The organism is Oleiphilus sp. HI0066, from assembly GCF_001635725.1.
Map to the genome: position 1 here is coordinate 1 of NZ_LWFH01000501.1, position 787 is coordinate 787.

Sequence of the window (787 nt, forward strand, 5' to 3'; positions counted from 1 at the left end):
CTCAGGCGAAGGATCGTTGGGAATCGCTAGAAGCGCGTGAGCAGCTCAGCCTAAAAGTTATGTTTGTCGCAGTTGTTACTTCACTTATGTACTTCGCAATGTGGGTGCCAGCACAAAGCTATATGGATCGCGCCGAGCAAGACCTAAAAGATAAAGCAGCTCTTCTTGAATTGGTTAAGAGTTCGCGCGATCAGCTGCGCAGTTCTTCATCGAATACGTCGAATGCTTCTAATCTTAATAGCCAGCAATTGGTTTCTACTGTGACGAACATGGCACGAAAGCAATCATTAAACCTAAAACGTTTTGAACCTAGCGGAGAGAATAAGGTCAAACTCTGGGTTGAAGATGTGTCCTTCGATACATTAGTCACATGGCTCAGCACTCTCGAACGTAGTGTTGGGGTGCAGGTCGAGCAAATTTCCGTTGAAAAAGAAGATAAACCCGGTGTTGTTAGTGCAAGGTTGACGCTATCGTCCTAAACTGACTGCACTTGTGCTCTTATGAGCACACTACGTTTAGCTCGTTCATCTATAAAAGGGGTCCCAGGATGCCAATTACCACCGATGAAGTAGAGGCGCGTGTAGTAAGGCTTGATGCCAGTGCCATTAAGGAAGCAAGAACAATTCTATTTCGTGCTTACAAGCACGAACCTACTTTCAAATATTTGTTCCAAGCGGAACGTCCTGGCTATGATCAGCGAGTACGCGCCACTATTCGGGAATTATGCCACTTACACTTTTCGTTAGATCAAGAAGTAATCGGTTTAACACTAGACAGTCGCTTGATC

General features: G+C 45.2%; 1 protein-coding gene and 1 pseudogene. Both read left to right on the forward strand.

Going from position 1 to position 787, the window contains the following annotated elements:
- Window positions 1-479, forward strand: a 479-nt coding sequence (gene gspM, locus A3738_RS06995) for a type II secretion system protein GspM (RefSeq protein WP_068763468.1), incomplete at its 5' end; no start/stop codon positions are given.
- 68 nt (window positions 480-547) lie between these two features.
- Window positions 548-787, forward strand: a pseudogene (locus A3738_RS07000) (GNAT family N-acetyltransferase); the annotation flags it as partial.